The 23,235-nt window shown below is 43.5% G+C and carries 16 protein-coding genes and 1 riboswitch; of the genes, 5 read left to right on the top strand and 11 right to left on the bottom strand.

The window, feature by feature from the left end:
* Window positions 1–4 precede the first annotated feature (4 nt).
* Together ABIC84_RS02900 and ABIC84_RS02895 are read left to right on the top strand one after the other, a co-directional pair.
* Window positions 5–493 carry a VOC family protein gene (locus ABIC84_RS02900; RefSeq protein ID WP_090527310.1) on the top strand — a complete coding sequence of 163 codons (489 nt, stop codon included), beginning with the start codon at window positions 5–7 and terminating at the stop codon, window positions 491–493.
* Between the two features lie 23 nt (window positions 494–516).
* A complete protein-coding gene (locus ABIC84_RS02895) occupies window positions 517–1,017 on the top strand; it encodes an SRPBCC family protein (RefSeq protein ID WP_426587104.1) in 501 nt (166 codons plus the stop codon).
* Between the two features lie 58 nt (window positions 1,018–1,075).
* Here the strand turns inward: ABIC84_RS02895 and ABIC84_RS02890 are convergent, their stop codons facing one another.
* Window positions 1,076–1,321, bottom strand: coding sequence for a cysteine-rich CWC family protein (locus tag ABIC84_RS02890; RefSeq protein WP_413318938.1), 246 nt, complete (start codon window positions 1,319–1,321; stop codon window positions 1,076–1,078).
* Window positions 1,322–1,375: 54 nt separating this feature from the next.
* A complete protein-coding gene (gene metE, locus ABIC84_RS02885; RefSeq protein ID WP_429262608.1) occupies window positions 1,376–3,700 on the bottom strand; it encodes a 5-methyltetrahydropteroyltriglutamate--homocysteine S-methyltransferase in 2,325 nt (774 codons plus the stop codon).
* 174 nt (window positions 3,701–3,874) lie between these two features.
* A riboswitch (cobalamin riboswitch) is annotated at window positions 3,875–4,066 on the bottom strand.
* Between the two features lie 120 nt (window positions 4,067–4,186).
* Here metE and ABIC84_RS02880 point away from each other — a divergent pair.
* Complete coding sequence (locus ABIC84_RS02880) at window positions 4,187–5,599, top strand: MFS transporter (RefSeq protein ID WP_429262607.1); 1,413 nt, start codon at window positions 4,187–4,189, stop codon at window positions 5,597–5,599.
* A 97-nt stretch (window positions 5,600–5,696) separates the two neighbouring features.
* On the opposite strand, the gene ABIC84_RS02875 is transcribed toward ABIC84_RS02880, so the two are convergent.
* Window positions 5,697–6,938, bottom strand: a complete 1,242-nt coding sequence (locus tag ABIC84_RS02875; RefSeq protein ID WP_429262606.1) for an MFS transporter — start codon at window positions 6,936–6,938, stop codon at window positions 5,697–5,699.
* Between the two features lie 349 nt (window positions 6,939–7,287).
* On the opposite strand from ABIC84_RS02875, the gene ABIC84_RS02870 reads away from it, so the two are divergent.
* Window positions 7,288–7,884 carry a TetR/AcrR family transcriptional regulator gene (locus ABIC84_RS02870; RefSeq protein ID WP_426587094.1) on the top strand — a complete coding sequence of 199 codons (597 nt, stop codon included), beginning with the start codon at window positions 7,288–7,290 and terminating at the stop codon, window positions 7,882–7,884.
* 5 nt (window positions 7,885–7,889) lie between these two features.
* Here ABIC84_RS02870 and ABIC84_RS02865 read toward each other — a convergent pair whose 3' ends face one another.
* On the bottom strand, window positions 7,890–9,335 hold the full coding sequence (locus ABIC84_RS02865; protein WP_429262605.1) for a TlpA family protein disulfide reductase: 1,446 nt from the start codon (window positions 9,333–9,335) through the stop codon (window positions 7,890–7,892).
* A 279-nt stretch (window positions 9,336–9,614) separates the two neighbouring features.
* Between ABIC84_RS02865 and ABIC84_RS02860 the strand changes: the two genes are divergently transcribed.
* Window positions 9,615–11,981 (top strand): alpha-L-rhamnosidase C-terminal domain-containing protein, encoded by a 2,367-nt coding sequence (locus tag ABIC84_RS02860; RefSeq protein WP_429262604.1) that lies wholly within the window; start codon window positions 9,615–9,617, stop codon window positions 11,979–11,981.
* A 64-nt stretch (window positions 11,982–12,045) separates the two neighbouring features.
* Here the strand turns inward: ABIC84_RS02860 and ABIC84_RS02855 are convergent, their stop codons facing one another.
* From ABIC84_RS02855 to ABIC84_RS02825, 7 genes are all read right to left on the bottom strand, one after another.
* Window positions 12,046–12,654 (bottom strand): MCP four helix bundle domain-containing protein, encoded by a 609-nt coding sequence (locus ABIC84_RS02855; RefSeq protein ID WP_426587088.1) that lies wholly within the window; start codon window positions 12,652–12,654, stop codon window positions 12,046–12,048.
* Between the two features lie 108 nt (window positions 12,655–12,762).
* Window positions 12,763–13,785, bottom strand: coding sequence for a LacI family DNA-binding transcriptional regulator (locus ABIC84_RS02850; protein WP_176627381.1), 1,023 nt, complete (start codon window positions 13,783–13,785; stop codon window positions 12,763–12,765).
* A 109-nt stretch (window positions 13,786–13,894) separates the two neighbouring features.
* Window positions 13,895–15,130, bottom strand: a complete 1,236-nt coding sequence (fucP, locus tag ABIC84_RS02845; RefSeq protein ID WP_129570910.1) for an L-fucose:H+ symporter permease — start codon at window positions 15,128–15,130, stop codon at window positions 13,895–13,897.
* A 68-nt stretch (window positions 15,131–15,198) separates the two neighbouring features.
* Window positions 15,199–18,165, bottom strand: a complete 2,967-nt coding sequence (locus ABIC84_RS02840) for a discoidin domain-containing protein (RefSeq protein WP_429262603.1) — start codon at window positions 18,163–18,165, stop codon at window positions 15,199–15,201.
* Window positions 18,166–18,476: 311 nt separating this feature from the next.
* Window positions 18,477–20,753, bottom strand: coding sequence for a GH92 family glycosyl hydrolase (locus ABIC84_RS02835; protein WP_429262602.1), 2,277 nt, complete (start codon window positions 20,751–20,753; stop codon window positions 18,477–18,479).
* 47 nt (window positions 20,754–20,800) lie between these two features.
* On the bottom strand, window positions 20,801–22,000 hold the full coding sequence (locus ABIC84_RS02830; protein WP_429262601.1) for a DUF4185 domain-containing protein: 1,200 nt from the start codon (window positions 21,998–22,000) through the stop codon (window positions 20,801–20,803).
* Between the two features lie 10 nt (window positions 22,001–22,010).
* Window positions 22,011–23,183, bottom strand: a complete 1,173-nt coding sequence (locus ABIC84_RS02825; protein WP_429262600.1) for a prolipoprotein diacylglyceryl transferase — start codon at window positions 23,181–23,183, stop codon at window positions 22,011–22,013.
* Window positions 23,184–23,235: the final 52 nt, after the last annotated feature.

Raw genomic sequence — 23,235 nt, 5'->3', positions numbered from 1 at the left:
AACCATGGCAACATTTAAAGCAACCCAGAAAGTAACCCCTTTTTTATGGTTTAACGGCAACCTTGAAGAAGCATTGAAATTTTATACTTCGGTATTCAAAAACTCCGAAAGCGAAGTAAGCTCGCTTACCGATCCCGGCAATGGTCGTAAAATGTTAGTTGGAACATTTCGTATCGAAGACCAGCAGTTTTTAGCTTTAGATGGCGGACCGATGTTCAATTTTTCGCCGGCTACATCATTTTACATCAACTGCAAAACCCAGGAAGAAATTGATTACCTGTGGGAAGCACTGCCTGCAGGCGGCGGCAAAACCAGTCAGTGCGGCTGGCTCGACGATAAATTCGGTGTTACCTGGCAAATTGTCCCTGAAGTTATGAGCGAGTTACTTTATAACAACGAAAATCCTGAAAAAGCCAAAAAAGTTATGGCTGCCATGATGAAGATGACCAAAATGGATATCAAGCTTTTGCAGGAAGCTAACGATAACGATTAATCAATTACCTAAATAAAAACACCATGATCACCACAAAAAATCAAACAGAAATTAAGGCCGAACCCGGCAAGCAGGAGCTTTTTATAACCCGCGAATTTGAAGCACCGCGTGAGCTTGTTTTCAGAGCTTTTACTGATCCCGAACTGATTGTTAGATGGCTGGGCCCGCGCGAACTTAAAATGCGCATAGATCAATTTGACTGCCGTAGCGGAGGCGCTTACCGTTATATCCATACCGACCCTGCCGGTAATGATTATGGCTTTCATGGTGTGATCCATGATGTAACCGCGCCTGAACGTATCATCCAAACATTTGAGTTTGAAGGATTGCCCGAAAGTGGTCATGTAACGCTTGAAACCACCAGGTTTGAAGCACTACCAGGCAACCGTACAAAAGTGACTGTACAATCTGTTTTCCAATCGGCGGCCGATCGTGACGGCATGCTGCAATCGGGCATGGAACGCGGGGTAAATGATTCGCACTGGCGTTTGGATGAGCTTTTTGAAGCGGGAGAAATAAAATAGAAGCAAAAGCCTGCATGCAGAAAGCCAAAAGCTTTTGATTATCAGCACCGGGCTTGTACTACTTACCTTTCCTGATTGCTTCAAGTATCGTTTTCATTTTTTCCTGAGCTGCGGTTGAACTGATCTCATGCTTCATAACCATCAGGCATTTACGGCAAAGGCAATCCGGGTAGGTTAAGCGAATATAATCGCGCTCCTGGTCGGTAAAGCTGATGCCCTGGCACTGACACAACAGGATGCTGCCTACTTTGCATTCAAACGGCTCTTTACACCGGGGGCAGTATTTATTTTCATGCTTTGTCATACTAAGTATAAAAAACTGCTGTGCACCTGTTACGGTACACAGCAGTAATCATTTTTAAGCAGTTACATTGCTGATAACATTCTCGCGGACAGCTTTCGCGGCTTCAACCATCTCTGTTAAGGCCTTTTGGGTTTCATCCCAGCCCCGTGTTTTTAAACCACAATCGGGATTTACCCAAAGCTGGGCATCGGGTATTACCGCCTGGGCGCGTTTAAGTAAACGGATCATTTCCTCCCTGTTGGGCACGCGCGGCGAATGGATATCATATACACCGGGGCCAATTTCGTTAGGATACTTAAAATCAGCAAAAACATCCAGCAGCTCCATTTGTGAGCGCGATGTTTCTATTGTGATCACATCGGCATCCATATCGGCTATGCTTTTAATGATGTCATTAAACTCCGAATAGCACATATGCGTGTGGATCTGTGTACTGTCCTGAACGCCGCTTGCCGAAATCCTGAAAGCTTTAACTGCCCAGTCGAGATAATTTACCCTGTCATCCCTGCGAAGCGGTAATCCTTCACGAATGGCCGGTTCATCTATCTGGATGATCTTGATACCGGCGCTTTCCAGGTCACAAACTTCATCACGAATGGCCAATGCTATCTGCGTACAGGTTTCGGAACGGGGCTGGTCATTGCGCACAAACGACCATTGCAAAATAGTTACCGGGCCGGTTAACATACCCTTCATCCATTTTGAGGTTAGTGATTGCGCATAAGCCGACCATTTTACCGTCATAGGCTGTGGCCTTGATACATCGCCATAAATAACCGGTGGCTTAACACAGCGGCTGCCATAGCTTTGCACCCAGCCATTTTGTGTAAAGGTAAAACCGGCCAGTTGTTCGCCAAAGTACTCAACCATATCATTACGTTCAAACTCGCCATGTACCAGCACATCCAACCCTATTTCTTCCTGCCATTTTATAGCCTTTTCAGTTTCGGTAGCTATCAGTTTATTATACTCCCCCAGGCTTATCACGCCTTTTTTCAATTGGGCACGCCAGCTTCGTACTTCGGCGGTTTGCGGGAACGAACCAATAGTTGTGGTGGCAAAAAGCGGCAGGTTAAGCAGTTGCTGCTGCTGTTCTTTGCGTGCAGGAAAAGCACTTATACGCTTTGCATCATTTTCGGTGATGGCGCTTACACGCTGTTTAACCGCTGGGTTATGGATCAGTGCAGATGTTCGGCGGGCCTCGTTTGCCTGCCGGTTTTTTGCCAGTTGATGCAGGCTGCTATCGCTCACCACATCTTCCGATAAGTTGCTCAGCAATACCACTTCGTTTATTTTCTGCCGCGCAAAAGCCAGCCACTGCTTAATTTCGGGAGTAAGCACTTCATCGTTGGTTTCATTTTGCAGATCGCATGGCGAATGGATCAATGAGCATGAAGGGGCTATCCAAACGCGGTCGGCGCCTAATTTATCCTTCGCATTCTTTATAATGACCAGCGAGTTAACAAAATCATTTTTCCAGATATTGCGCCCGTCAACAACACCTAAAGAAAGGATAGTTTTTTGGGGCAGATGCTCCATTACTTCATTCAATTGCTGAGGCGCCCGCACCAAATCGACATGTAAAACATCAACAGGTAAAGTTGCCGCTAATTGAGTGTTATCGCCCAGGCGTTCAAAATAAGTTGCCAAAACTATCTTCAGGAAAGGAAATTCTTTCCTCAATTGCTTATAGGTATCTTTAAATACCTCCTGTTGTTTTTCGCTTAAATCAAGCGCTAAAAACGGCTCATCAAACTGGACCCATTCGGCACCCAAAGCTTTAAGCTTATTCAGGATATCAAAATAAACAGGCAGCAGATTTTTGATCAGGTCTACCCTATCGAAACCAGCCTCTTTCTCTTTGCCCAACAACAGGTACGATACAGGCCCGATCAACACCGGCTTGCTAACGATGCCCAATTGTTTAGCCTCATAAAACTCATCGATAACTTTGGTGGAGAAAAGTTTAAACTGCTGGTCTTTATAAAACTCGGGTACTATGTAATGGTAATTGGTATCAAACCATTTGGTCATTTCCATGGCTACCACATCCAATCCATCTTTTTGATAGCCGCGGGCCATAGCAAAATACAGATCGAGCTCGGTATTGCCTTTTTGACTGATCACTTCATGATAGCGTTTAGGAATAGCGCCAAACATCAGTGAATGATCAAGCACCTGGTCATAAAATGAAAAATCATTTGATGGGATGAGGTCGATCCCGGCTTCTTTTTGCAGCAGCCAGTTTTCTTCCCTGATGTATTTACCCACGGTAAGCACATTTTTTACGCCCGTTTTGCCTGCCCAGTAGTTTTCGCAGACTTTTTTTAATTCGCGCCGGCTACCAATACGCGGGTAACCTAAATTTTGCGTTAGCATTTCTTTTAATTGATTAAATGAATAAATCGGTTAAAAGCCCTTTCAGCTAAGCTTCGTAATGTTTTATGATATGTAAAATATGGAGAGAATATATGGTCACAGTCTGTCATAACGGGCCATGGACCCAAACAGGCAAGTAATCATAACCCAGACCAAGCTTCATACCGCGAAAGCATTGTCAATTCAGTATTAGGCAGGTCTCCTGACTTGTAACATTTTTGCCGTCCTTCCCATCCCCATTCATCAGGACAGTGGACATTACTGGCAAAAACCTTTGTGTTACTTACAGTTGCGCGACAGTTCGTGATTTACACACGATTCCCTATTAATCTACAATTAAGTAAAACCTATACCGGTTGATGAAGTAAAGTAAAGAACTTATCGGGGCAAATATAATGATCTGCCGGCTGAATATTCAGGTTATTTCTTGGTTAAATTGTAGGTTATACCATGGCCAATAAACGCGTAAACCTATAAAGCGTTGAATTGTACCATACCAGATGCAAACTGATCCTTACCTTTGGCAGCTTCTATATGGATCAGAAAACACATTCAAACCTTCCGGGCTTTGGCTGGGCGGTATTAACTACCAGTCTGGCCTTTGTAGTAGCACAACTTGATGTTTCTATCGTTAATATTGCACTACCTGAAATTGCAAAAGCATATCATGCGGGTATCAGCACCCTGCAATGGGTAATTGACGCATACACGCTTGCATTTGCAGTACTCATGCTGTCGGCAGGTAGCCTCGGCGACCTATTAGGATCAAAAAAGATCTTCCAGATTGGCATGATCATTTTCGGTATTGCATCAGCAGGATGCGGTTTGGCCCCTGATGCAATTACGCTTATCATTTGCCGTGTGGCCCAGGGAATTGGGGCTGCTATGATGATCCCAAGCTCGCTTGCATTGCTCAATCACCAGTTTGCACATACACCACAAACACGCACGCGGGCCGTAGGCTTGTGGACAGCTGCCGGAAGCGCTGCCATGGCGGCAGGCCCCACCATTGGTGGCTTCCTGATAGCATTCAGCAGTTGGCGTTTCATTTTTATTGTTAACATCCCAATCTGCATAATTGGTTATATCCTGAGTTTTAAAATGGCGCAAATGACAAAAACAAGCAAGAGGAGTTTTGATTTGCCCGGACAACTCACCTGGATGCTATCAGTCACCACACTCATTAGTGTAATTATTGAAATACCCCGGCTTGGATTAGGCCATGTACTAATCTGGGGAGGGCTTATTTTGAGTTTATTGATTTTCGGTCTTTTTTTATGGATTGAAGGCAAAACAGCACATCCAATGCTGCCATTCCATCTGTTCAAGTCAGCGAGGTTTAATGCACTTTTAATACTCGGTGCGGTTTTAAACGGATCTTACTATGGCAGCGTTTTTATTTTAAGCCTTTATCTGCAAAAAGTACTAAACTATCCATCCATTATGGCCGGGCTGGCATTTCTTCCGCTTACTGTAGGCTTTGTGATCTCCAATGTGATTAGCGGCCGCATCGTTAACCGCTACGGCATCCGTAAACCTATCATTGTTGGCCTCATCATGTTTGCCGCCGGCTTTGCGGGTTTATTCATAGCTCACGAGCATACCCCATATCTTGAACTATTCCTGCCTTTCCTGGTTATCCCGATGGGTATGGGCCTTGCTGTACCAGCCATGACCAATGGTATTTTATCAAGTGTAGATAAAACATTATCAGGAACTGCCTCGGCTATATTAAACACGGCAAGGCAAACAGCGGGTGCCATAGGTGTAGCCGTTTTTGGTGCAATGGCTGCAGGAGGCACACTGGCCATTTTAGGCGCCGTATCCAAAAGCGCAGCCATATCCATCGGCTTAACCGCTTTCGCCATGTTATTAATTGTAAAAGGACTAAAAAGATAAAACTGCTGATATCACACACCAAAATGGAAGCCGATAATTCCTTACCGGCTTCCATTATTCCATCATAAAGTTATATGAAACCAGGGAATCTTATTCCTTATACAACAGCTACCTCAGCAGCTAAAATAACAGCCGCTTCTTCTTGTTTTTGGTGCGAAGCCCTCGCTTTGATGAAAAGCACCAGTGTAACAACAGCCAGTATCGCGAACGATAAATAAGCGGTTCCTAATAACTGCTGATTTTTGATAGCCATAATATTTACAATTCCATAGCTAAAAAATGAAGTGATAATATAAAGTGAGCCGCCGGTCACGCCGCTTGCAATACCTGCATTTTTTGAAAACCGGCCTAAACAGTAAGCAAATATATTATTGAATATAAAGCCCGATAACAGGTGAACCAATGCTGTAAAGGCCATCAGCGTAAATAAATTTGTTTTAATCCCTGCTGTAAACACCATTAAAGCGGCAAAGCCTAATTGCAGGGCAAGCGCTACCGATACTTTTTTGATAAGCGGTTTCCTGATGAGGGTTTTTGAAATAATACCGCCCGCCATCAATGATACCCCCGAAAGCAGCGAGCAATAACCGGTTACCACAGGCGACAAATGAAATACATGCTCAATTATAAAAGGGCTGCTCATACCATACACCACCAGCATGGCATAGCTCAGGGAGATCAGGATGAGGCCCAGGGAAAAATCACGGGTTTTAATGGTAGCCAGGTAAACCTGCAGAATACTTTTAGCCTTAAACGGGTGATAATTTTTCAATGATTCACCACCGTATGCCAACTCTAAAACAAGTAGCGAAAGAGTGGCTATCCCCAGGAAAAGGAAGTTGGATTCCCAGCCAAAAGCAGCTTCAAGGTAACCTCCAATAAAGGGTGCTACAATAGGCGCGGTTGCCCAAATGATAGAAAAAAGGCTGGTATAATGTTTAAGCTGCTCGCCCGAGTACATATCTACAAAGTATGCCCTCTTCCCTACTACAATAAGCGCTACCGTGATGCCCTGCAAAATACGCATTGCATAAATAAGCTCAATATTATGGCAGATAGCTATGACAAAACTTGCAAATGCAAACACCAGTAAAGAGACAGTACCGATACGGTACCGGCCAAAACTATCAAGCAAGCTGCCAACAAACAATTGACTAACGCCCGAACTGATCATAAACGCGATGAGCGAAAGCTGAACAGCCGAATTATTAACAGCTAATTCCCTGGCCATAGAGGGCAGGGAAGGTATATAAATATCAGTTGCAAAACCCGAAAGCGGGATCAGCGCGAACGCTAAAACTGTGCTGATGCCCCTGTGGTGTTCTTTTATAAGTTTCATAGCTTAATGTTAAAATTTAACAGATCGTAAAAACAGTATTGTGATCCGTTTTTTATTAAAACAAAAGTAGACTAATTGGTTTATTAAATAAAACCATTCAGTCTGCTTTTAGCCATATTTACATTACTGTGTCAATCGCTGTTTAATCGGCTTTATAAATACACGTATTCATAAGATCAGTGTAAAAAAAATCACCTTAAAGTTATACAATTACAAAACGGATATGAAAATAAAATACTAATTAACAGCCATTTACAAATAACAAAACACACAATTAATTTCAACAGCAATCAACCGATTTTATTTTTTTAAACCATTTAGTCTATATTTGCATAGTAAATAACTGAAGATGAACAAAGGCGAGCAAAAAAGGCAATTCATTATTGAGCAGGCAGCGATTTTATTTAATGAGAGGGGAATTGCCGGCACTTCGGTTGATGAGGTACTTGAAGTTGCCAATACCAGTAAGGGATGTTTTTATGGCCATTTTGAAAGCAAAGACGAACTGGCACAAGCCGCTGTTGATTACCTTTTAGGAAAACTAAACGACAGAAGGAACAACACAGTAAGCAAACATAAAACTGCCATTGCCAAGATCAATGCCGCTTTAGACAACAGCAAAAATCCATTGAAAAGCTATATTGAAGGCGGCTGCCCGATAGTTAATTTTTCGACAGAGACGGATGACACTAACCCGGCCATCAAAAAAAAGTTAAAAGACATGGTTGATACCGCAATAACAACCTATGCCAATATTATTCAGGACGGAATTGATAATGGGGAACTCTCAAACGCCATAAATCCCGTTGAATTTGCAACCCGGATGATGCTTTCGATAGAAGGCGGCAACGCGATCTGCAGGGTATTAAACAGCACAAAACCAATGCAGATCATGATCAAAAGCCTGAAAACTGAACTGGCATCATATGCCCTGGAAAAAGCATAAACACACTAAGGCTTCGCGATAGCTTCATTGATCAATTGTTCGGCCTGCACACTCCCCGGGCCCGGAGCATCAAAGCTGAGCATCTTGCCTTCTTTATCAATCAGTATATATTTTGGAATTGCATAAGCTATGTATGATTGTGCAACTGTACCGTCTTTGTCATAAAGCTGCAGCCAGTCCGGCTTTTCTTCTTTGAGTGCATTTCGCCACTCCTTTTCTCCATCATGTACGGCGATACTAACAAAAGCAACCTGCGGATTAGCTTTGAACTTGTCGCTTAGTTTTTTATATGCAGGCATCTCCTGGCGGCATGGCCCGCACCAGCTGGCCCAAAGGTCAATATAAATAACTTTTCCTTTAAAATCGGCCAGGTTAAAAACCTTGCCACGGTCGCTGGGCAAAGTAAAAGCCGGGGCCGGTTTCCCAATTTGCACGTGCATCAGATGTAACTTTTTTTCGGTAAAATTACCGGCGATGTTATTTTTTAAAGCCGGGTTACTTATTGCGTCAATGAATACACGCATCTCCTTTTGGGCTATATTCAATTTTTCAAGAGAGTTAGCACTACCAATTCTTTTTTCAACGTGTCGGTTCAGATAATAGTCCCTAACCTTACCGGTAAAAAGCTGTTTGATTTTGCCAAGTGTGTACCCGGGCTGCTTCACCGATGCCGAATCGCGCAGCAGATCCAGCCGCTGTTCATAGGCATAATAAAGTGGTAAAACCCATGATTTATAATCTTCTGATACTAAATATTCGTCATGCGGTATACCTTTTGAAAATGCTGAGGGGGTGTTTTTTGATACCAGCTCCCGCATCCGCGCTGCATTGTATTTACTCAAATCAAGGTGCTGAAGCAGCATGTAAAAATTTAAGCTTTGATTATCTAAATCAATCATTTCCTTAAACGTATTGAAATATTGATCCTGCTTTGCCGGCTTGTTGAACACAACATTTAGTAACGAATCTTCCAACGTTTTACTTTTTTTAAGGAATTGGATTAACTCATCGGTCTTTAGTTCATACCACGCTGTTTTGTCGTTCCGGGCTACCAGGATTGAATCTAATTTTACACGGTATTGATTGGTTTCGGCACCTATACCGGTTATCTTTTTAGTTTTCGACAGGTTGACGTAATTAATGGCATCACCGGTTATATGGAGATCATAGCCTGGTGCTACATAGATCCGGTTGATTTGGGTATTGTTTTGTTGGATGCTGGTGCGTTGAGGCTTTACTATCTTGTACGTTTTTAAATAAAACTCACCCGAATCATTAAGCCTGATGGTATCCATAAGCAATTTGCCGCTGGCATCTTCAAAAAAGATCTTCAACATCTTTTCGGCCGAATTGCTGAGCTTTCCCTGGATAACAAGTGGTTGAACCGGGTTTTGAGCTACTCCCCTGCCGATAAAATAAAATGAAAGCAGGAACAGGATCATTTTTTTCATAGATGTAACTGGTAGGTTTAAACAAATATAAAGTTCAGCGACCAATTTCAATATAACTTTTGGATTTAGTTTGCGTGTTATCCCAACCCTGAGGCAGGCAGAACTAACGATGGTTCAAAAATGAAAAACATAGTCCCATCAGCTTTGCCAATCATAAAAAAACAAAAAAATTTGATAAAATGCTAAATCGATTTAATTATATTAGTCGAACCAATTTATCTACTTAATGCAACCAGGAAAAACCAACCTGCCCCTCACCAATTAATCAATGAAATCTTCATGAAACACCTTCTGATTCTAACTTTATCTCTAACTATCATTCTCTCATCACAAAACAGTAATGCCCAGCCTGTTCATAAAGCCGCAGAGGAAAAGACATGGAATGCACAATGGATCTCCGTGCCTAACATCACCGGAAACGAATACGGTATTTATTATTTCCGTAAAAGCATTGAGCTGACCAACAAACCGGCCAGCTTTGTTATTCATGTATCGGCCGATAACCGTTACAAATTGTATGTAAACGGCACATTGGTATCATTAGGCCCGGCAAGGGGCGATACTTTTTATTGGAACTATGAAACCGTCGACCTTGCGCCCTATCTCGTAGCCGGTAAAAATACCGTAGCTGCTTTAGTGTGGAACGAGGCTCAATACCGCCCTGAAGCGCAGATCAGTGTCCGCACAGCCTTTATTATACAAGGCAATTCATCAGCCGAAGAGATCCTTAACACCAATAACACCTGGAAAAGCATTCAGGACAAAGGCTATCAGCCCATCTGGGGCTATTTCGCTGCCAGCACCGGCGAAATGGTGGATCTGAATAAAAGCATTATGAACTGGTACTCACCTAACTTTGATGATAGCAGCTGGCCAAAGGCAGCTAACCTCTTCGGCGGGCAATTAAAGGGCCGGTGGGATGGGTTCGGATGGCAATTGGTACCATCCTCAATTCCGCACCAGGAATTAATTTATGAGCGGATCCCCGTTGTACGTAAAGCCTCCGGGATAGATGTTCCCCCGGCTTTTCCGGGCACTAAAACACCGCTTACTATTCCTGCAAATACTACAGTTACCATGCTGCTTGATCAAACGCATCTTACCAACGCCTATCCTACCATTAATTTCAGCGGTGGGAAAGATGCCAGGATCTCCTTAAGTTATGCCGAATCGCTTTTTGATAATTTAAGCAAATATGGAATGCGCAAAGGCAACCGTAACGATGTGGAGGGCAAGGATTTTTCGGGCAGAAATGATAGTTTGATCTCCAATGGCAGCAAAGGACAATCATATACTACGCTCAACTTCCGTACTTTTAGGTACATCCGCTTAATTGTGCATACACAAAACGAGCCTTTGGTTATTGATGACCTGTATGGCACCTTTACCGGTTATCCATTTAAGCAACGTGCCGTTTTCAATACCGATAATAAGGAAATAAAACAGATGCTCGATATTGGCTGGCGTACGGCCCGGCTTAATGCATTTGAAACTTATACAGATTGCCCTTATTATGAGCAACTGCAATACATCGGCGATACCCGTATCCAGGCCATGATATCCTATTACTATAGCGGCGATGACCGGCTGGCCCGCAATGCCATTAACCTGATGGACCATTCCCGTTTAACAGAGGGCGTTACCCAAAGCCGTTACCCTACGCATGATACCCAAATTATTTCAACTTTTTCATTATGGTACATAGGCATGCTGTATGATTACTGGATGTACCGCAATGACAGTAATTTTATTAAGGATAAGCTGGATGGCGAACGGGCAGTATTAAAGTTTTTCAGCCAATACCAACAAGCTGATGGCTCATTAAAAAACACCCCTTACTGGACTTTTGTGGATTGGGCCAGCGGCAAAAACTGGGATATAGGCTCGCCGCCAAAAGGCACCGACGGCAGTTCGGCCATTATTGATTTGCAATTACTTTGGGCTTATGAGTGGGCTGCCGCTATGGAAACAAAAATTGGCATGCCCGGTTATGCCACTTTATACCACAAAGAAGCTGCTAAGCTTAAGCAAACTATTCAACGCAAATATTGGGACCCGGCAAAAATGCTGTATGCCGATACATGGGACAAGAAACAATTTTCGCAGCATGCCAATTCATTAGCCATACTTACAGGCATGGTAAAAAACGCAGATCTGCCTGTGTTATCTAAACGGTTATTAACCGATACCTCATTGACCCAATGCACCATTTATTTTAAATATTACCTGCACCAGGCATTGGTAAAAGGTGGTTTAGGTAACGATTATATGAACTGGCTGGATATCTGGCGCGAGAATATTAAAATGGGCTTAACCACCTGGGCCGAATATTCCGACCTTAAATATAGCCGTTCAGATTGCCATGCCTGGGGAAGCAGCCCCAATATTGAATTCTTCAGGACAGTTTTGGGTATTGACAGCTATTCGCCCGGATTCAGCAAGATCAAGATCGAACCTCATTTGGGAACAATGACCAATGTGAGCGGCGAGATCCCACACCCTAACGGTAAGGTTGCAGTAGCTTATGCTTTAGAAAATAAAAAGTGGAAAATAAAAATCAGCTTACCACAGCGCACATCAGGCATATTGGTCTGGAAAACAAAATCATACCCGCTTAAAGCTGGTGAAAATGTGATGGTTATTTAAGAAACTCTAAGACTTACGAAGTTTTAAAAACTTCGTAAGTCTGGATTTCATTATTAAAACTACTTTAATTAAGCAAATGCCTTTCGTCCTGCCTTAAAATCATTTGTTCCCTGCCGCTTAGCAGCACCATAATAAATAATCCAAGTAAAATACAAACAACCACACCAAAATTGGCTGTAAGTATACTTGAACTTACATTTCTTTGTCCGCTTTGCAGCAGGCGGTTGCTCTCGCCAACCTGTATCGCTATCAGTTGATCAAGCGATTTAAGGGCCTGATTAAAAACATACTCTGCATTATTCAGGCCAGCTTCCTGCTGCTGCAGATCACGCAATTGCACACGAAAGGTCTTCCATTTTGCTGATTCTTCGCGTGTTAATTGAGTGGCCTCATATTTCTTTGCTAACGCTTCTATAGCTGCATAATTACCATTAATTTTTACCTGGACATCTGCACCAGAAACAGCTGCCAGTTTATTTTCATAAAGCCGACTGCTTATTTCATGCACAAAAGTAGCTGGCAATAAGCGGTCCTTCATAATGGATGTCAGCGTTTTATCCAATTCTTTAACATTGTCCCGGCCATTCCAGTTGGCTAATAAAAGCATAGCGGTAAGCACAGCTAAAGCCAAAACCATTCTCGCTTTATTTTTTATGATAAAAGCCCGTGTCATAACAGTAAATTTTTATTAAAGGTAAGATACAAACTGAATATTTACGAAATATCCATCTTTATAAATACTTCACTTTTACCTGCTAATATAAGGCCCTTCTAAATTAAATCACCCTTTTAATCCGGACGATGAACCCCTGATCTGGAGGTTGGTTTTAAGAATAATAGAATGTGAGGCTGTACTAAGCCCTTTAGAGTTCAATTTTTTAAGTAACACGGTAATCACATTATCCGCAATTTCTTCAACCGGCTGAGCGATAGCGGTTACCGGGGGCGAGTACAGCTTAAAAACGTCATAATCATCAAACGATATAACGGCCATATCCCCGGGTACTTTAATACCCAGCGTGTTAAATACTTTTAGCCCGCAGGTACCTACATGGTTGGTGCCAAAAACTACCGCGTCGAGATCTTGGTGCTTTTTAAAAAAGGCTGTCATCGGCTTAATGATCATTTCTTCGTCCTGGTTAAAAACAATCTCTTTAACCACCGGAGCAAAACGGCTTTCCTTCAGCGCATCCTTATAGCCCTGCATCCGGGCCAGCATTTGTGTTTGTGACGAAGCGAAAGTAACGAAGCCTATATTTTTGTAACCCTGTTGTATTAAGTGCCTGGTAGCATTATAGGTGCTGAAAAGATTATCAACCTCTACATAATCGGTATTTACTTTGGGTAAATGCCTGTCGAACATTACCACCGGCAAGCCATCCTTAAGCAGTTGCTCTACATCGTCTTCAATACCTTCGGGCGGAGCAATAATATAGCCATCCACATGCCTGTCACGAAACATACTAATCAGTTCCCTGGTTTTTTGGGTATCATTATCGGTACTGCAATAAATTATTTTGTAGCCATTTTTATAAGCTCTATCCTCAATAAGCCGGGCTATGCTGGCAAAAAAGGGGTTTGAAATATCTTCAACCATTAAACCAATGGTATTTGATTTACCGGTACGCAGGCTTTTAGCCAGGGAATTGGGTTTATAGCCCACTTCTTCCACGTATTTAGTAACGCGCTCTACCAGGTCCTCACCTATCCGTTTTTCCTTTGCACGCCCGTTCAGTATAAACGATACGGTGGTTTTAGAAACCTTTAATTCATTGGCGATATCAACAATCGATAGTTTTTTCAATGGCTTATAATTGGCTAAAATCAAATATAAAATATAATCGCTTAATAACCATGATTTATTAAGCGATTATTGGCCAAAATATAAAAATAAATCGATTAAGCTAATCTGCTCATATTCCTTTTTTATTCAGTTTAGGATAACTGATCCCAAACAAAAATATCACCATATAACAAATTATAGGCAGGTAATAAGCCGTAGCAACATTGTGATTAGCAATGAGGCCCATAACTGGCGGAAACAACCCTCCGCCTACAACTCCCATTACTATAAATGATGACGCGTTTTGCGTTTGTGAACCTAAATTTTTCAACCCCAGGCTAAATATGGTTGGGAACATAATACTGAAGAAAAAGTTGATGAACAGCAATGCAACAAATGACACCACGCCAAATCCCTGTGCTACAATAACACACATCAGGATATTGCCCAGGGCAAATATCGCCAGCAGTTTGTTTGGCGCTATGTAACGCATCAGGAAGGTGCCAATAAAACGGCCGGCCATCATCATCACCATACTTAATGAAAAATAATAGCCTGCGTGTTCATCGGTTAAATGCATGATCTCGTGACCGTAATTGATAAAAAACGCCCAGGTGCCGCCTTGTGCTGCCACGTTAAACAGTTGAGCTATGGCTGCAAAAACGAAATGCTTTTTTTTGAACAGGCTTTCCGGAATATGTCCTTCACCGGCAACCGCATATGAATCTGTTGCTACAACATGCGGATCCTGCAATGACGGCACTTTTAAAAATGAAAATGCTACGCCAACCAATGCTATCACCGCTCCTATAACAATATATAGGTGTTTAACAGATATCAGGTCGTTAGAATGCTCCTGCCCCCCTTTTAAAACAAAATAGCCGCCCAACAGCGGACCAATAACGCCGCCGACACCGTTAAAGGCCTGCGAAAAGTTAATGCGCTGGTCGCTGGTACGCTGATCGCCGAGAGAGGCAACAAATGGATGAGCAACAGTTTCGAGCGTAGCCAGGCCGCAAGCCAGGATAAACAAGGCTATCCTGAAGAAGTCAAACGATTTAGCATCAGCCGCCGGAACAAACAGGAATGCACCTGCAGCATACAGCCCCAGGCCTAAAAGCACACCGTTTTTATAACCAAATTTTTTCATGAACATACCTGCCGGGATGCCCATCACCGCGTAAGCGCCAAACAATGATAACTGTACATAAGCCGAACGCGACTTTGAAACATGTAAAACATTTTGAAAATGCTTGTTTAATGTATCGCCAAGGGTCATGGCTATGCCCCAGAGCATAAATAACGAGGTTACAAAAATGAGTACGACAAGGAACTTGCGTTCGGTGAATTTGGGTTTGGTATCCATTGTGCAGGTTTGTTTGTTAATTGGACCGGTAAATTAGTTTAAAACTTCAAGGTACCAAAGGCTTATTATTACTTTTCCGTTATTACCGGATCGTTAGAAGGCTGTACCAATAGCTTCATCTTATCCTTGCCCAGCAACGCTGCATCAAATTCAATCCTGATATCTTTTGATTCACCCTTCATCAGCGAAAAATAGTTATCATTCATTATTGCCGGCAGTATCTGTTCACCCGTGGCGGCTTTCGTTGCCTGTACACGAATGGCGAATGCAGCCGCCTTTGATGAGGACGGGTTGCTGATCTTTGCATCCACATAATACTTGCCGTTAATTTGTTTTATGGCTGATGATACCTTCAGGTTAACCTTTGGCAGTTGATTAAGGGCGGTAAAATCTGTGCGTTTATTACCCCGCCAGTAAAAATTATCTGATACCAGTTTTCCGTTTTTATCAATCAATCTTAGTTTGATGAAATGAACATCCGTAAGACCGCTGCTTTTCGGCGCGCCGCCATATACTTCAAAATCCCAAAGCGAGTAGCCCCAGCCCGATCCGCGTTGTAATCCATACATACGCACATACCGGCCTTTCACTTCATCAAAGGTAATCTGCTGAACACCGACATGCCCATCGCCGCTTTCATAAACATCTTTCCAGCTTTTAGCATCGTCAGATACCTGGATCTTGAAAGCTTTACCATATGCCTCCTCCCAGTTTAATTTAACACCGTTTATCTCTTGCTCCCTGCCAAGATCAACGTAGATCCATTCAGCATCGCTGGAATTACTGGCCCACCTGCTTCCCGGATTACCATCCGTTACAGAACCGGCCTCACCCATGGTGGTTGATGATGCAAATGCAGGTTTGTTTAGTGCCAGGTTTTCGCGGTTATCGGCAAAAGCCATGGCAAAGCAATTCAAAGCTGTATTTGATGGGGCATCAATAGTTTTTGACAGGCTGTATTGTTTTACTATTTGTCCATCACTGTTATAAACATCGGCATAAGCGGTGAGGCTGTTTTCGTCAGTACGGGTGGTGTTGATCACTTTAATAGCATTATTTACCGGGTTCCATTGAATATGCACCGGTTCGCAGGCTTTTTTAGCTCCCCAGTAGGCACCGGTGAGGTCATAATAGTAATCATAGGTTTGCCACACCAATGAAGGATAGGCCGACTGGCTCATCCAGGTCATAATACCCGAGGCATCTTCCCAAATGTTATCTTCCCAGCCCTCATACATGGCTTTATTGGTTTCGATGTTTAGCAACTGAGCTTTGCGGCAATAATCCTCGATACCCGAAGGCGCACCGTACCGGTTTTTTATACCATCGTCGTACCTGTCGGGCCCGGCATTGCCTGCGGACGGACCAAAGAAATGCAGGTTCCACATCTCATTGCGGGGCCACCATTTATCCTTCGGCATAAATTTCTTAAAGCTGTCAAAATTGGTAAATACCGCCGTTCCTATCTCGCTGCGAAGCCCCCAGCCCTGGTTACCGCCAAAGCCATTAGGAAAACGGCTGAAGTACCAACGCGGATCAAAGTTAGTCCACGGACCGCTGCCTGTTAGGTTACCGGCGTGTGAGTTGGGCTGATAATACCTGTCGTTACCGTCATAGGCGCTGATATCCTCACGAAGCCAATTGTTGAGCGGGGGTAAAGGCTCCCCCTCATTATCACCGCACCAAATGGCAACGGAAGGATGGTTCCTGAACCGTTTTATTTTTTCGATGGCGTTGGCATTGAAAGTATTTACGTCATTAGGCAGATTAGGGATAGAATTAAGCCAGAAATCATCCCAGATCATGATGCCGTATTTATCGCAGGCATCATAAAATTCTTCATCCGTGGTTGAGCCTATCCAGTTACGGATGATATTAAAATTCATCTCTTTGTGCAAACGCACTTTGGTATCATACTCGTCTCCCCGGCAACGTAACATATACTCGGCCATCCCCCAGTTGCCGCCCTTTAAAAATACTTTGGTGCCATTTACATACAAATGCAATACGTGGCCTACGGTATCATAGCTGTATTTTTTAATGCCGAACCGGATCTGTTTGCTGTCAGATACTTCATCGCCCAGCTTCAGGCTTAAGTTACAGGTGTACAGGTTGGCATCGCCATAGCCATTGGGCCACCACAGTTTTGGGCCGTTGATCACCAGCTGCGAAAAATGTTTTGGGTCGATTTTTACCTCTGCATTGCCGTTAGCACCCACAAATACTTTTTGGGTAAACCGGATATTTCCAGGATTAATAACACCGGTTAAGGTCCCTGTTTGAAAAGTATCTGTGCTGTTTTTCACCCCAACCGAAACCGATACTTCAGCCCGGGCGGTAGTAGGCACATCTGTACGAATCCAGGGATCATTAATGGTAAGGCTACCTGTGTTGCTCAGGTAAACATCATCAGTAATGCCGCTGTTGAGACCCGGTACATAAGGCATCCAATCCCAACTGGCGCTGGGTATATATGTTGGACTGGCATAATTTACCAATGGGTTCAGCGGACAATAAACCAAAACAGCCAGTGTGTTTGCCTCTGTTTTATTTACGAGTTTCGTTACGTCATACACTCCCCGCTGCATAAAACCATCCAGGCTGCCTATCTTCTTCCCGTTCAGGTAGATCTCAGCTTTGCGGTTAATGCCTTTGAAATTAAGCCAGATTTTTTGTTTGGTGAAACCTGCAGGTACGCTGAACTGCGTACGGTACCAGAAATTGCGGTCGTACTTCTTTTTATCAACCTTATAAATATTATCGCCAAAATTGGGATCCTTTTCCAAACCGGCCGCTACGTATGATGAAAATACAGTACCAGGTACAATAGCCTTTACCCAATCAGTAGCGGCGTAACCGCTTTTGTGGATGTCAAGACTATCGGCTCCCAGGTCGGTCTGGGCTTTTACTTTCCATGTAATTTGTTTATTGGTGTTGTTGAGGTAAAAGATTTCCTGTGCTGATGCCGGGTTGAACAGCAGTATCACCGAAGTAAGTAATAGAATTGACTTTTTTATTTTGTAAATATTGATCATAAAATCGTTTTAGCGGATATTCTAATAATTCTTATATTAAACCGTCATTGTGAGGAACGAAGCAATCCCTGATTTGCAGATCGGCTCTGTATAGTTTGGGATTGCTTCGTTCCTCACAATGACATAATAAAAAATACAGTCATGCTGAACTTGTTTCAGCACCCCACATGCAAGGCCGCTTGCATAGCCGCTCAGCGCGTGGGATCCCGAAATAAATTCGGGATGACGGGTAGTGTAAATGTCATTTCACATTCAGAGGCCTCCGGATTTAAACATTCGCAATGACGTTTTCCATATTCTTCTTAATTTTGTTATTGAGCTTTTGAAAGCGAGAACGGTCTGTCTTCAAGCGCTACGCCTCGGGTCACAGCCGGTTTGTCGCCCATTTCAAAATGCAGTACACCGCCGTTCATAATATCGGCCTGGGTGATCCAGTTATGGGTATAAGGTCGGCCATTAAGCGTCGCCGACTGGATATACACGTTCTCCTTGTTGTTATTGTTAGCTTCTATCACGAACTTTTTGCCATTTTCCAAGGCGATGGTCATCTTTTTAAATAGCGGACTGCCAATTACATACTGATCAGTACCGGGACATACACTGTAAAAACCGGCAGCGCTCAGTACAAACCAAGATGACATCTGGCCTTCATCCTCATCGCCGGGGTAACCGTTTTCGCCGGCGTTATACATCTTATCCATCACACTGCGCAAATGTTGCTGCGCCTTCCATGGCTGGCCGGCATAGTTGTACATATAAAGCAAGTGATGGATAGGCTCGTTGCCCTGCGCGTACTGCCCCATTTTAAATTCGGCCATCTCCGTCATTTCGTGGATCACCTGTCCGTACCCTCCTACTTTGATAGTTCCAGGCTCAGTAAATACCGAATCAATCTTAGCAGTAAAATTCTTCTCTCCGCCCATCAGGTTGATCAAACCCTGCGTGTCCTGAAAAACAGACCAGGTCCAGTGCCAGGCATTACCTTCGGTATAGGGGCCACCCCAATCCATGGGGTCAAAAGGTTCAATCCAATTACCTTGCGCATCTTTCGCGCGCATGAAACGGGTTTTGGTATCAAACAGGTTTTTATAATTGTACATCTGCCGGGCAAAAACATCTTCATAAAATTTATTGCCGGTGAGTTTAGCCAGTTGATATCCGCAGAAATCATCGTATGCAAACTCCAGCGTCCAGGCAGTTGAACCAAGGGTTTGCGGCGTAAAAGGCACATAACCGTTGGCATAATATTCCTTCCAGCCCGGGCGACCATTGGCACTGCCCCACGGGCCTTTATTGGTAGCTTCATGATAGTAAGCCTCCAGTGCCTTTTTGGGGTCGAAGGTGCGGATCCCTTTTACCCATGCATCGGTTAATAGGGATATGGCATGGTTACCCAGCATTCCTCCCGTTTCACCTGGGAACGACCAGGCCGGCAACCAGCCGCATTGCTGCTGCGCATCAAGCAAGGCTTGTACTAATCTGCCTTCCATTTTTGGGTGCAACACCGTATTCAGCGGGAATTGGGCACGGAAAGTATCCCAAAAACCATTATCGGTATACATAAACCCGTCATGTACCTTGCCATCGTAAGGGCTATAATAGTATGGCTTTCCGTCTTTATTATATTCAAAAAACTGGTGTGAGAATAGATTGGCGTGATACATGCAGGAATAAAAAGTTGCCTTCTGATCTTCCGTAGCCCCCTCAATGGCCATACGGCCAAGCAACTGATTCCATACTTTATCGGCAGCTTTACGGGTATCATCAAATGATTTGTATTTACCCAGTTCGGTTATTAAAGTAAGTTCAGCCTGCTCCGGGCTGATATAGGACGAAGCTACTTTCGCTTGTACAGTTTCTCCATCTTTAAATTTGATATAGGCCCCGATACCTTCGCCCTCTGCCGATTCGTTCTTTTCCGAAAGGGTATTCTTTTTATTTTCCCAAGTGCCGTGATCAGCAAAGGGCTTATCAAAAATAATGATAAAGTAATTCCTGAAATCTTTAGGTGCCCAACGGCAGTTATTTACATAACCGGTTATTTTCCGTTCCGACGGAATGATTTTTACCCCGCTCATTTTAGTGTAGCCATCTAAAACAAGATAAGAGGCTTTACCTTTCGGGAACGAAAACCTAAGGCGCGCTCCCCGTTCGGTCGGCGACATTTCGGTTGTAATATTATTATCAAGCTTTACCTTGTAATAGCTGGGTTGAGCGATTTCGTTATCGTGGCTAAATGATGCCGCCCGTTCATCCTCATTAACAACCAGTTTCCCGGCAACCGGCATGAGCGAAAACACCGCATAATCATTTACCCACGAACTACACTGGTGCGATTGCTGAAAACCGCGGATGGTGTGCTCAAAATACTGGTACTTCCACCCATCGCCATTTTTACCGGTTTGCGCCGTCCAGGTGTTCATGCCAAAAGGCAATGAGGTAGCCGGGTAGGTATTACCATATGAGAACTCATATTTGGTATTGGTGCCTTGCCGGGTATTCACATACTTAACAAGGTTAGCCTCCTGCGCAAACAGGTTTCCGGCATACATAAGCGCAACTGCGCAAATAAGCGAACGTATTTTCATTGGGTTATATTAAACACTAATTCTATTCGTGCTCCTTCAATTCGAGCCTATTCGTGTTCATTAAATTTTACCCTGATAAACCTTGGGCGGTACAGGTTTGGATATTTTTTCAGATCGTTTAAAAAATCAACGGAGTTAATATTGTAGCTGATCAGCAGTTCACCGGGCTTTGATAAGCTTGGATGCGCCTTGGCATTATAAACCACAAACGTTTTGGCGATAAGATCAGGCTTGCAATCCCATAATTTAATGATCGGGCCAAACGGACCTACCGGGCTTGCACCTATCCGCATCCCCACCGATGTGGTCATCCCCCCTACCTGGAATATCAACGCATAACGACCATCCGGCAGCGGACTAAAACTTAACTCATTTGATACGCTGCTTGTTACATTGGCAACCTGTTCCATATCAGCAACCCAGGCTTTGCCATTATAGAAAGTCCACTTACTATAATCTTCAAAATCCCCGGGCAGTACACGGGCAACCATCAGGTTCTTGGCCATGCCACGTACCCCATAAACGTAAATATAACCATCGGGCTTTGGCGCACCGGCTTCTTTAGTGTTTACGTAGATCCCGGCACCAAACGATCCGCTTTCACCTTTCTGATCTACCAGGTAAAACGGCGTATCCATTTGTTTAAGGTCTTTATACGGAGGCTTACTGTTTGCGGGGATTTTGATGAGTGTATTGCCAACTTCCCTGAAACCAAATGCTTCGTTGCTTACGTTATGTACCCTGTACCCAAAAATATAGATATTGTTATTCAATGCCTGGTTTACAAAGCCATCGCCAAGCCAGTAGTAATCTGTAGCTCCTGTTTTAGGTGTATGGGGGATAAAAATCGACTCCGGTTTTCCTTTAGCATTTTTATCCCAATAAAATTTCATTTGTTTATCCAAAGGCTCGTTGCCTTTTAATTCAGCTACGGCATTGTGGATCATGGTGGCCCCCGGAGCCATAGTGTTATCACGCACCGCGCCTATCATGCTATCGCTGAAAATAAAAAGCACTTTATCGTTATGTTTTGCCTGGCCGGTCTCCTTCCCATTCAAAGGGATAGTATAAATACCATCGCCCCCGAACCAGCCCGAATCACGCTTTAACAGGGCCGACCATTCCGGTGCGGCCTCTGCCTTAAATTTAATATCGGTAAGATTAACAGTGTCAGCTTTTTGCGCAAAGGCTCTATTGGTTAAAACCAGGCCCAAACAAGCTAAACAAACAAGGGTAATTTTCTTCATTAAATAATATTTATACTGGTAAATGTTTATGATGATGGCTTTTGTGTTTAACAAACAGCGCAATAAAGCCGGTTAATCCTCCCATCAGCATTAAAAAACCGATGAAGCCGGCCTGGGTAAATGGTAAACCTAAAAAATGATAAACCGGGTTTATTCGGATCTTCTCTATCAAAAAACGCTCGGTACCGTTTAACACAAGGTACAGGAAAAACATAAAACCGGGTGTAACTATCCGTTTACGAAAAACCCACATCAGCAAAAACATACCAATGCAAAGTGCAGCCTCATAAAACGGCGTGGGGTATACCGGGTTAGCCAGTTGATTGCAATAGTTACCCAGGCAACCGGGCAGCAGTGTACCGGCATTGATAGCATTATGCGGATAATTGAACGCCCACATCCAATCGGGCAGCCAGCTTAAAAAACCGGGTTTTAGATGTGGGTTAACCTTACCCCAGTCACCGTCGCCCGCCAACTGGCAACCAATACGGCCAATGCCATACGCCAGCATCATGCCCGGCGAACCGATATCGGCAAGGTGCACCTGTTTCATATTATGCCGGTGGCCGATATACAAATAAGTCAATGCGCCAAAGATCAGGCCGCCGTAATAAGCAAATCCGTTGGCCGAAAATATAGTACCCAGCGGATCATATCTCAACCTGCCAAAATGCTCAACGATATCAAAAAGCTTGGCGCCTATGAAACCAAAAAATCCAACACTGAAAACAATCAGCCCCATTAATTGATAAGGGTGTACAGTATATTCGGCTGTTTGCGGTTTAGGCAATGCAAATTTCTTTCGATCGCGATAAATCCAAAAGGCAAATGCACCGCCAATGAGTACGCCGGCTGTTAAATTTCCCTGCAATGAAAGGATATACGCCCGCGGGTTTGCAGCAAAAACCTGGTAATTAAAAACGGCTCCAAAAAGTTTAAAGCCAAATAAAAAACCGGGCAAAAAATTAATGATCATTTCAGCTGCCGAAGCGGGTTTTCCGATGATTACCTTCCGCTTAAATGCACTGATCTTTCCAATAGCTTCATATCTTTTAAATTCTGAAGTAAACACTATGTAGGCAAATAGAAAGGCAAGTGCTATAAAAAAACCAAGCGTTTGGATAGGAAATCCAATCCGGATATGGAAGAGATGATATATCAGATCGCCGATGATTGGAAACATATCCTAATTTAAAGTTTATCTGCCAAATCAAAAAAGGAAGCCGGCACCGCAA

Source organism: Mucilaginibacter sp. 3215 (assembly GCF_050433785.1).
Taxonomy (GTDB): Bacteria; Bacteroidota; Bacteroidia; order Sphingobacteriales; family Sphingobacteriaceae; genus Mucilaginibacter.
The sequence above is the reverse complement of the archived record's forward strand: the minus strand, read 5'-3'. Positions and strand labels throughout refer to the sequence as shown.